We start from the raw sequence: 11,189 nt of genomic DNA on the forward strand, positions 1-11,189 counted from the left end.
TTGAGCTTCATGTTGAGGATAAAGCTTTGATTGTCCTGATAGAGCTTATGTATATTTTTGACTGAACCATATCCCTTGTCTGCGACCAGAACTTTTTTATTTTTTAGGAATTATTGCATGACTGGGATGAATAAATATGTACATAAAACTAAATATTTATGTAACGGACAATTGTTAAATATTTGACAAATATATCAGTAAGTACGGACAATCCGGCGGTTTTATGTCGTTTTATTTATCCGTAAAATCAATGTATAAATGAAATGTACAGGAAAAAATATGTGTTAAATAACATTTTTAGTGCATATTTATGTAAATATTAGTGTATAATTCATTGTTATTTGTGAGAAACATAACTATAACTTTTAAATATTTTTATTATTAGGAATGTGAATAAATGCAGATAGGTATACCTAAGGAAAGCTTTGCGGGAGAAACTCGCGTTGCTGCAACACCTACTACAGTTACCGCTCTTCAGAAGTTAGGTTTCACCGTTCTTGTTGAATCAGGTGCGGGTGAAGCTGCAAACTTTGCTGATGACGCATACGTAGCTGCCGGTGCAACTATTGGTAGTAGTGCTGATGTTTGGGCTTGCTCACTCATCTACAAGGTACTTGCTCCAAATGATGGTGAAATCGCAAAGATCAAAGAAGGTACTACTTTAGTATCTTTCATTTGGCCTCGCCAGAATCCTGAACTTGTTGAAAAGCTCAATGCTAAGAAGATTACCGTTTTAGCAATGGACATGGTGCCTCGTATTTCAAGAGCACAGGCTCTCGACGCTCTTTCTTCAACCGCAAACATCAGCGGTTACAGAGCTGTTGTTGAAGCTGCTCATGAATTCGGCCGTTTCTTCTGTGGTCAGGTTACTGCCGCAGGTAAGGTTCCGCCAGCTAAGGTTCTTGTTATCGGTGCCGGTGTTGCCGGTCTTGCTGCCATCGGTGCTGCAAGTTCTCTCGGTGCAATCGTTCGTGCATTCGATACCCGTCTTGAAGTAGCAGACCAGATTCACTCAATGGGCGGTGAATTCTTAAAGCTTAACTTCAAGCAGGAAGACGGCGGTTCATCTGACGGTTACGCAAAGACCATGAGCCCTGAATTCATCAAGGCTGAAATGGAACTCTTTGCTGAACAGGCAAAGGATGTTGATATCATCATCACCACTGCCGCAATTCCAGGCAAGAAGGCTCCTTTACTTGTAACCGCAGACATGGTTGCCAGCATGAAGCCTGGTTCAGTAATCGTTGACCTTGCTGCTGCTACCGGCGGTAACTGCGAATGTACTGTTCCTGGTGAAGTTGCTCTTACCACCAACGGTGTTAAGATTATCGGCTATACCGATTTACCATGCCGCTTACCAACCCAGTCATCACAGCTTTACTCTACCAACCTTGTTAACTTAACCAAGCTGTTAAGCAAGGAAAAGGACGGTAACATCGACGTAAACTTTGATGACGTAGTATTACGTAACATGACCATCGTAAGAGATGGCGAAGTTACTTTCCCTCCTCCACAGATCAGCGTAAGCGTGGCTCCACAGAAGCCTGCAGCTGCTCCTGTACAGGAAGAAAAGAAGCCTGCAAATCCATTATTCAAGTACCTCGCTTTAGCCGGTATCGTTGCTTTAATGTTCTTAGTAGGTGCATTCGCTCCAGAATCATTCTTACCGCACTTCACCGTATTCGTACTGTCATGTGTAGTAGGTTACTATGTAGTATGGAACGTAAGTCATTCACTTCATACTCCTTTAATGGCAGTAACCAATGCCGTATCCGGTATTATCGTTGTCGGTGCACTTGCTCAGCTCGTTAAGACTGACGCCTATGCTCCTTCTGTCGTTGTTTACATTTTATGCTTTGTTGCAATTCTCATCGCATTCATCAATATCTTTGGTGGATTTGCCGTAACCAAGCGCATGCTTAAGATGTTCAGAAAGGATTAAGGAGATAGACAGAAAATGACTGGTTTAATTCATGTAGCTTACATTATCTCCGCCCTGCTCTTCATTTTGAGTTTGGCTGGATTATCTAAGCAGGAAACTGCAAAGTTAGGTTGTACTTCCGGTATTATCGGTATGGCTATCGCTTTAGCCGCCACCCTGATAAGTGTTAACACTCCATGGGGATGGGCAATCATCGTTGTTGCCGTTATTATCGGTGCCGGTATCGGTTTATACCTTGCAAAGAAGGTTGAAATGACTCAGATGCCTGAGCTCGTTGCAATGCTTCACAGCTTCGTAGGTCTTGCTGCCGTTCTCGTTGGTTTCAACAGCTTCTTAAGCCTCGGCGGTTCAGGTTCTGCTGAAGTTTCTGCAGTGGCTTTAACCGGCAAGGAATTATTCATCCACCTCGTTGAAGTATTCCTCGGCGTATTCATCGGTGCCGTAACCTTCACCGGTTCCATCGTTGCCTACGGTAAGCTGAACGGTTCTTTCAAGCTTGCAATCTTCAAGTCTAAGGCTCTTGTTCTTCCTGGTAAGAATATTCTGAATGTTCTTGCTCTGGTTGTTTCATTTGCTTTAATGATTGTATTCCTTTCAACCACCAGCTTCAGCGTACAGCTCTGCGTATGTCTGATTCCGATGACCATTATCGCATTCCTCTTCGGTATTCACCTGGTTGCTTCAATCGGTGGTGCCGATATGCCGGTAGTTATCTCAATGCTCAATTCATACTCAGGTTGGGCTGCAGCAGCTGCAGGCTTCATGCTCGATAATGACTTACTCATCGTTACCGGTTCTCTCGTAGGTTCTTCAGGTGCCATCCTTTCATACATCATGTGTAAGGCTATGAACCGTTCATTCATTTCAGTAATTCTCGGTGGTTTCGGTAACAAGGCTGAAGCTGCTTCTGCTGAAGAAGAACAGGGTGAAATCCGTGAACTCAAGTGCTCTGACGTTGCCGACATGCTCAAGAATGCAAACTCAGTAGTTATCACTCCGGGCTACGGTATGGCTGTTGCTCAGGCTCAGTATCCTGTAGCTGAACTTACCAAGAAGTTACGTGACAAGGGTGTTAACGTTCGTTTCGGTATTCATCCTGTAGCAGGTCGTTTACCTGGTCACATGAACGTTCTTCTTGCTGAAGCTAAGGTTCCATACGATATCGTTCTCGAAATGGATGAAATCAATGATGATTTCTCTGATACCGACGTAGTACTCGTAATCGGTGCTAACGATACCGTTAACCCGGCTGCTCTTGAAAATCCAAACAGCCCAATTGCAGGTATGCCTGTACTTGAAGTTTGGAATGCTAAGAACGTAATCGTGTTCAAGCGTTCTATGAACGTTGGTTACTCAGGTGTTCAGAACCCATTATTCTTCAAGGAAAACTCTTACATGTGCTTCGGCGATGCTAAGAAGTCTGTAGAAGAAATCGTAAGCAACTTATAATTGACATAAGTTAAAACAAAAGGGAACCGCAAGGTTCCCTTTTTTATTATGCATTTATCGCAATTTATAGCAGAATAGGATTTACGACAGGTATGCATCCGGGTGTCATTCACGTGAGTGCATATACATGTCCTGAATCTGTTTTCAGATAATTCTCAGTATTTCGCAGTTGGCTACTTTCTTGCCGCGGTCATGTTCATTGAATATTCTCATCAGCTGCGCATAATCGGCATCAGGATATTCAAGAAGGATTTTTATGGACTCCATAAACTGTCCATGGGTGAAGATGAAGATACTGTTCTCGGACCTTTCCCTGACATGACGAAGCAGCTTGCGCGCACGATCAATCATATCCGCAAATGATTCCGCACCATTACCGTCGTTGTAGTGGGGGTTAAGCTCATTCCAGTAGGAGTCAACCCATGGTTTTCTTTCTTCCGGAGTCGTGTTGAAACACCTTACCGGATCAAGATAGGTGAATTCCTGTATATCCTGCCATTCTTCCGTTCTGGCCTGAGGAAATCTGCGAGCAAGCGGGGCAGCGGTTTCCATTGTTCGTATATATGAGCTCCATGAAATCAGATCAGGGGCTTCCTTAATGGTTGCGGCAAATTCCTCTGCCTGCTGTCTGCCGTATTCGGTAAGAATGTTACCGGTAGGATTGGTGGTTCTCAGCCCGGCATTTCCGAGGCTCTGAGCATGACGAACCAGAATAACTTGTTTTGGCATAATTATTATTGTTCCGTTTAATGGAAATCAGATACGTAATCAGTTTCAGTTATGTTTAATTATACTGTTTTTTATCCTGTGCGGTGGTGAACTGTGCTGAATATAAGAAAACATGCATTGGTATTTTGCAGGAGGAGCGGGGAAAAGAGGTATCCGCGCGCCGTTTCAAGGCAATATCATGGAGTCCGGTTCTGATACGGCCGGAGTGCAGGAAGCGTAAATCCACCGGAAAGGGGAATGCACCGGAACGGTAAATACAGCGGAATAGAAAGTTCAACGTAACCGGGAAGTCATCGGAACCGGAAAACTTTCTTTTTCACATGGGGTAACGTCAGTCCGGACATCCTGTGGATAAGTGATTATCCGGACAGTATCGGTTTTGTGGCTGCTTTGGTTTAATCTTAGAAAGCTTCATGATTCATGACACATACTGCGCAGTCCGCAGCCGGGATGCGCACGAATAACTCAGATTACCGGAGCCGAAGCATATTTTTTTATGCTGGAAATTCTGTGTGCGTAAGCTTTCGTAACATTATATGCAGGATTCTCGTCGCTTGAAATTTTCGGGAAATAACGATCCATGATGAGCTTTATCTGAAACTGATCAAGGGTAATTTTAAAGCTGCTTCCGATGTCGGCATCCTTACACTGAAACCTTATGCTGAATCTGTATTCGTCTCCCAAGTATCTTTCACCGTATTTTCCGGTTGCATAGATAACCAGCCTTTCAATATCCCATGTACAGGCCGTAACGTTTTCCCTTAACACGGTATGGAATTTTTCTCCGTCAAACCCGTGAATGTATTTCGGGCCTATTACCACACAGAAGTATGCACATTCATAGGCATCTCCGGTGATGTAAGAACGGTTTATCTCCTTCATGCTGTTCTTATACCGCGGATGATCATTAATCCATGTTTTCAGAAACCTTAACGAAAACATATAAAGAATGACAAAATAAGGAATTTCAAATGCGGCCGTGAGGCAGGTCATTAACATGAAGAAGGATGCGTCCGGAAACATGTACTCCTGTATCATCTGGGCGAATGTTCCTCCAACCAGAGGAAAAATCAGCAGGGGAATATAGAAATCGCGTCTCAGAACCTTTTTAATGTAACGAAAACAGATGTCTTCACGTGTACCCAGTGCAGACAGGTGATGCGGTTTATTTTCCTCTGCATATTTCCGGTACAGGAACTGCCACTGCATGGAACTGAAATATTCACCGGATTCCAGCAGTGAGCCGAAATATTCCGCATCGTTGTCATTGTTATGCAGTGAAGTCCTTTCATGACGGATTACAAAGAAAAACAACGCAATCGTGACTGCCATACTGATAATCATTATCGGTATGTAATTCTTTTCTCCTCCAGAATTTAAGCATAACCCCAGCAGCAGGATAATCATGAAAATGATTATCAAAATTCTGTACAGTTTGTTGTAAAATCCGGTTGAATCATCGTTTAAACTGTATTTGCTCATAATAATTTCCTTACGTACCAGGCTCATTATTTGGAGATTGCTTCAGTAAAATATGTTCCTTATCCTGTCCATATTCAAATTCACGGGGACTGACTTCAGACTGAAGTGCCGTCGCATTCACATTCACATTCAGAACAGTAAGTCTTTAAATTCAAATTTAACAGAAACACCGCATAATTCAATGAATAGCCGATATCGGCGAAAAAATTTTCAAGCATTTTCACGTTTAGCCTGTGTTCGTAAGAAAAGTCGTGAGAATTGTTTTTGGTATTCTCTCTTCTAAGCATCCAGACCAAGAGGGGCCTTTTTGGTAATTATGTATTCGTTCCAACTTTTTTTTGTACAAATTCAGTTCCACATAGGTATGACTACATACTGGATAAACCGGAGTATCATAAACAGTATTCCGAACAGTACGGACAAGCCGAGAACAGACAGTATCACGCAGCCTTCAAAACCTATTTTATCGCCGACATACAGGCATAGCGGGAGGCTTATGAGCGTAAGAGCCAGGAGTGTAAGCCTCTCAGCAATGCCTGTAAAAAGCCCTGCAAAATCGTGGTTCAGAGAATATCAAGGGCATGAAGAACCGCAAACAGGTACGGGTACGATAAAAGGGTAGAACCATTGAAATCATAAATCCGTTTTCCCGTACGATGATCCTTTACGGAAGTTCCGTCAATATCGAATAACTTATTGCCGGTACGATGGTCTTTGATGCAGTTACCAGCAATGTCTAATAACTTATTGCCGGTACGATGATCTTTGATAAAGTTACCGTCAATATCTAATAACTTATTACCGGTACGATGATCTTTTATGAATTTATTATCAAGGTCAAATAACTTATTACCGGTACGGTGTTCTTTTATGCAATTGACATCAACATCAAAAATTTTTTGGCCATTGGAATGATCAATTATATACATCATGATAAATCTCCAATTTAGTTAAAATTTTCACGTGCGGGTATTCTATTTACATTAAGTCTATTATTATTTTTCCTGACGTGACCAGTTTATTGTCTTCTAAAAGTTTGTAATTGAGATCTGTATATAAAATATTTATGTTATTTTGAATGATTTGACAGTCGTATACTCAATTTTGAGTTGTACCTGGTAAATCAGAAGCACGCCCGTTCACGCATGGTTTCCGTGGTCAAAATAATCAGGAGTTTTTGAATACTTTCAAAACAGTATCCGGTATGTTGAGTGTTGAGAAATGCAGGTACGAAGCACTATTAACGATTCAAAAATGACTGACAAATACATCAGTTTGTTATTTAACTATCCCCTCAGGCACGGTAAAACCTTTAAATTTCATTTTTTCCGGGAACTGTTCAAAATATTCAAAAAACAGGTATGTATTTATGTGATATGTATAAAATTTCATCGATGTTTTTTTATTATCACGGTTCTCATGAAATAATATTAATAAAGACTCGGCAATATGCCGTATTTATAAATTTTCAATACAGTAAGACGATATGTTTTTAATTGCCGATGGACACAGGTGTATGTTGCAGGTTACGGGGCGTCTGTTACTGTGTAGAAAAAGGTGGATATGTTTGCCGGTCTGGACAAAAGAGTTAAAAGTTTTCTGATTTTACAGTTAATGTCATTCAGTACAAAAAGGATGAAATCAATTTGGCCATAAGCTGTTTCTGATTATGAAAATTTTAATTTGAATTAGATAAACTATTTTTTATCGGATTACCGTCTGTTTATTTCATCATATTTACATATTGATGTCTTGAATGACCTGATTATATCAGTTTAATTTTTAATGTTTATCGTTCACCAGATCTACTATAAGCGGGGTACGGAATGTCAATAAGCACAAATATTATCGATACACCTCTCATGAAAAGTGATGAGGATAAATTAGGTCTAACCAAATATATTAAAGCATTAAGTGCTTATTTGGAACGTGCAACCATGCCGACAACCATTGCGATACAGGGACAGTGGGGATCCGGTAAAACTTCTCTGATGAATCAGCTGAGGAATTCTCTGTGTGAGTTTGAAGGCCATAAGAATCCAAATGCTCCATATTTTGGAATATGGATAAATATGTGGGAGTATTCAATTATGAGAACTCCTGAAGAAACTCTTATGGGTGTAATTAAGGGGATGGTTGACGAGTGTACCAGTCTGGTGGAAGGGCAGAATAATTCGGCTAGTTCTACTAATCAATTGATATCAAAAACAATGTCATTCCTAAAAAAAACAGGATACATTGCAGCAAAAACAGCAGCCAAAACGCTTACTAACGTATCCGGAGGGCTTGTTGACGGCAATGAATTTTATGCAGCCGTTGAAGACACTTTATCACCATCAGAAAATGTAAAGGAAACCAGACCTAATGACCTAAAAAATGCTTTTGCTAAAGTAATTGATGAAAGTATTTCCATAGAAAAATCAAAAGGATCAAACCGAAGGGGATTCATTTTTTTCGTCGATGATCTTGACCGTATAAATCCGGAAGAAGCTGTCAAAATTCTGGAATTGCTTAAAAATATATTTGAGGTCAACAGCTGTATTTTTGTTCTTGCCATAGATTATGACGTGGTTGTAAAGGGATTAAAGGTAAAGTTTGGAAATGCGCCGGGACAGGGAATAGATGACAGAGCATATCGTTCTTTTTTCGATAAGATTATCCAAATGCCTTTTTCCATGCCTGTTTCTGCATATGACATAACCACATTCCTGACAGATTCAATTTTAAGCATAGGATTTATGAAAGAAGAGGATCTGAATACGAATCTAAAAAAATATATCTATACTCCTGATGATGAAGAAAATCAAAATATAGTGACCATTGATGCGCTTTCAGAAATGACTGATTATTCTACAGGCGCCAATCCCCGTTCAATAAAAAGATTAATGAATACACTTTCTCTAATCAGCATAATGAGAAACATTGAACTTGAGGACGAGGAGGATTCTCTGACTCTCAGTGATTACACGGCAAGCTACGGTCTTATCTGTCTGCAGATATCATATCCTGATATTTACGAATATCTTGTACAGGAACCCGGTTTTACAAGTTGGGATGAGATGACTGCAAGACAATTTCATTTAAATGAAATAAGTGAGGAAAAAAAGGAGCTTCTTGTTAACCTTGGAGAATTTGACGAGGAATGGGAGCAGGTTCTTTACAGGATGTGTCAGAAGAATACATACCTTGCAAACAACGCTTTAAAGATTTCAAGACTTTTGAATCTTATACGCAGTCTGATTGAGCCTCAGTCATTGGAAAACAGAATTGAGTATCTTTTGGGAATGTCGTCAATTACATCGGTTGCTTCATCAGATGAAAGCAATGCCACAGTTCAGAATAATATCAAAAAATGGAACCATACGAGGACGAATGATATTGATGACTATTTAAATCTGATTTCAAAAGAAGTTCCTGCAGACGTACTGGCTAACGTTAAGAAATTCGCTGAATATATTATTTCCAAGTTTAGTGGTATTTCCAGGGTCATGGTGTCAAAGTCGGAAATTGCATTTTGGGTCACTAACAGAAGAGCCAAACGAATCAGAAAATTCTGTTCCGTAAGAGCAAATTTATGGAAAAAGGATGATAAAGGCAGAAGACAGTGGAGATGTAATATCTACTTTATGTCGACATCCGGTTGGACGGGAGATCTGTCACTATATTCCGGGGACGACAGGCCAAGAGTATACGTCAATGATGACGATTTTGTTGAGGAGCTTGGTTATACAGGTCCTACAGGTCCGGATGCCACCGTTGATGATTTGGAAAAATTATTTAGAATCTCATTCGAGGATGTGTCTTTGGATAGTTGGCCAGAGGATGTTAAACTGAGCGAAATGCTTATATAGGCACAGTAATCTCGTCTCTAATAAAGGAAAGTGTATATGCACTTTCCTTATCGGTTACGGGAATTTGTCTACAACCGGTATGTGACAGCCAGTACTTGCCATTTTAATGGTAATAATTCAGTAATCCTCGTACCGCGAAAATGTTACTATTCCGGCCAAAAAGAGGCCTATCCGTTTTTTTAATCCCAACAATACAGGGACTGAATGCAAGAGCCCTTATTTCGTAAAATCCCTCGTAATTCAATTAATAGCCGGCAATCTAATTCAAATATTCAAACATTCAAACATTATCACGTATAGCGTAAGTCCGCATGAAAATTTCTCAGAAAAGATAAGTTACAATCATGATGGGGAATGGTGTTAATTTTTATGTGGTTTCTTGATAAACGATATTTATCATAAAAAAATTAGGCACTTATCATGAAAGTTGCATATGATCGTAGTCATTGGAAATAGTGGAGAAGCGAGTTCTTTTTTGATTCTAATGTCCAAAATCTTAATTAGATGGTTTTTATTGGTTATGAGAAACAGTGTTCTAAGTCTTGGAAAATAAGTTTTTTTAAGATGTTAAGTGTTAAAAAAACAAGAAAGTTATGATAATAAATATTTGTCTATTCGGATTGTAATTTTTGTAAATAGCCTGAAAAGTAATTACCCCTTTATAAATCTACGTCACGTAGAATATAATGCAATTATCACTCACAATTAGTAGTTAATCGATAGTATGAGCACACAAAACAAGTCAGAGAAAAAAGGACAAACTTATTTGTTAGCAGGTAATGGTTTTGACATAGCACTAGGATTAAAAACCAAATACAGCGACTTTTTTATGGTCGTAGGTATAATCATTGCTCTTGATGTATACCAAACATACAATATAAAGGATTACAATTTTAGTGATGTTAAAGGAGGGAAAAAATCTGTAACTGAACAAGTGGAAATGATATTTAAAGATTTTAATGATTCTAACTACTTTGAGTATTTGGGCGAATTTAGAAGCGAACGCATAGATAAAGAATATTATAAAGAAATAACTGAAATAGCATTAAATTATTATATATCATCTGATTATGATGCAATAAAAGATTTTAGAAGTAGTTTAAAATCCTCATTTTGCTTTGATTTTATAGAAAAAATATTCCCTGATCTTGCTTCGTATCTTAAAGAAGATCCCTTGGATTATAAAATCTTTTACAAATATGAATGGTTATTTATTAGAACCGGTAGTGAACAGAATTTAGCAGATTATGATGTTGCAAAACTAAGTAATTATGAGTATCTTCCTCGTTTTATCCAAATTTTAAATGATTGTATTAAGAAATCAGTATATATGAACTGGATGGATCTTGAAAGTTTTATAGAATTACTCGTTACTGGAAACGAATATTTAGAATCAAAGTTTAATATTAGACAAAACAGAAAATACCTGCATAATCAGCATTCTATGGCATTGGATTACAGTTCAGGACTTGAAAAATTCTGCCTGATATTTGAAAAATATATTTCTCTAATTAACAAAGATATCCCAGATAAATATAATGTTAATGATATTACCAAACCATACAAAAAATCATTTCAGGAAAGAAATATTAATGAAGATGTCAGCCTTTTAGATCTTTTTAATGTAGATGCCATATTTAGTTACAATTATTCCAATACATTTTGCAAATTATTTCCCGATTTGAGTAAAAATGACAGTATTTATTATATCAATGGGAAAGTTTTAGGAGATTTTG

General features: G+C 38.8%; 7 protein-coding genes. 4 read left to right on the forward strand and 3 right to left on the reverse strand.

Features of this window, described 5'->3' with window-relative positions:
* Window positions 1–397 precede the first annotated feature (397 nt).
* Together QZU58_RS08970 and pntB are read left to right on the forward strand one after the other, a co-directional pair.
* The gene (locus QZU58_RS08970; RefSeq protein WP_294460733.1) at window positions 398–1,942 is read left to right on the forward strand and encodes a Re/Si-specific NAD(P)(+) transhydrogenase subunit alpha; all 1,545 of its coding nucleotides are present in this window, start codon (window positions 398–400) and stop codon (window positions 1,940–1,942) included.
* 15 nt (window positions 1,943–1,957) lie between these two features.
* On the forward strand, window positions 1,958–3,391 hold the full coding sequence (pntB, locus tag QZU58_RS08975) for a Re/Si-specific NAD(P)(+) transhydrogenase subunit beta (RefSeq protein ID WP_294496162.1): 1,434 nt from the start codon (window positions 1,958–1,960) through the stop codon (window positions 3,389–3,391).
* 144 nt (window positions 3,392–3,535) lie between these two features.
* Here pntB and QZU58_RS08980 read toward each other — a convergent pair whose 3' ends face one another.
* The 3 genes from QZU58_RS08980 to QZU58_RS08990 all read right to left on the reverse strand — a co-directional run bounded on the left by QZU58_RS08980 (window position 3,536) and on the right by QZU58_RS08990 (window position 6,534).
* Complete coding sequence (locus QZU58_RS08980) at window positions 3,536–4,120, reverse strand: histidine phosphatase family protein (RefSeq protein WP_294496164.1); 585 nt, start codon at window positions 4,118–4,120, stop codon at window positions 3,536–3,538.
* A gap of 465 nt (window positions 4,121–4,585) precedes the next feature.
* Complete coding sequence (locus QZU58_RS08985) at window positions 4,586–5,602, reverse strand: hypothetical protein (protein ID WP_294496166.1); 1,017 nt, start codon at window positions 5,600–5,602, stop codon at window positions 4,586–4,588.
* 563 nt (window positions 5,603–6,165) lie between these two features.
* Window positions 6,166–6,534 carry a hypothetical protein gene (locus QZU58_RS08990; RefSeq protein ID WP_093143776.1) on the reverse strand — a complete coding sequence of 123 codons (369 nt, stop codon included), beginning with the start codon at window positions 6,532–6,534 and terminating at the stop codon, window positions 6,166–6,168.
* 894 nt (window positions 6,535–7,428) lie between these two features.
* Here QZU58_RS08990 and QZU58_RS08995 point away from each other — a divergent pair.
* Together QZU58_RS08995 and QZU58_RS09000 are read left to right on the forward strand one after the other, a co-directional pair.
* Window positions 7,429–9,453, forward strand: coding sequence for a P-loop NTPase fold protein (locus QZU58_RS08995; RefSeq protein WP_294496170.1), 2,025 nt, complete (start codon window positions 7,429–7,431; stop codon window positions 9,451–9,453).
* A gap of 766 nt (window positions 9,454–10,219) precedes the next feature.
* Window positions 10,220–11,189 (forward strand): hypothetical protein (locus QZU58_RS09000; protein WP_294496172.1); only part of this gene is annotated, 970 nt, incomplete at its 3' end.

The sequence above is a fragment of the uncultured Ruminobacter sp. genome, from assembly GCA_902764345.1.
In the GTDB taxonomy this organism is placed as follows: Bacteria; Pseudomonadota; Gammaproteobacteria; order Enterobacterales; family Succinivibrionaceae; genus Ruminobacter.